This window comes from Micromonospora sp. URMC 106, assembly GCF_051386395.1.
Lineage (GTDB): Bacteria > Actinomycetota > Actinomycetes > Mycobacteriales > Micromonosporaceae > Micromonospora.
Window position 1 is genome coordinate 1 of the sequence record NZ_JBPQTP010000302.1, and the last position, 219, is coordinate 219.

The 219-nt window shown below is 65.3% G+C and carries 1 protein-coding gene; it reads left to right on the plus strand.

Annotated elements, in window-relative coordinates; translation table 11 throughout:
* Window positions 1-109: 109 nt before the first annotated feature.
* Window positions 110-219, plus strand: a 110-nt coding sequence (locus ACSNOB_RS32195) for a GntR family transcriptional regulator (protein ID WP_436691240.1), incomplete at its 3' end; no start/stop codon positions are given.

Genomic DNA, 219 nt, shown 5'->3' on the forward strand with positions numbered 1-219 from the left:
TGTACGGCGTACGCGGATGCGTAAACAAGCCGCTGACCTGCATTTCTATGCTAGTACAGAGGGTCGCTGTTAGGCTGCCTGTGCTAGGACAGGGTAAGTGGGGGATGTGGTGACCGAGCCGCCGTACCAGCGCATCGTCGCGGACCTGCGCCGCCGCATCACCGACGGCGAACTGCGCCCCGGCGACCGGGTGCCATCGACGCGTCAGCTCGCCATCCG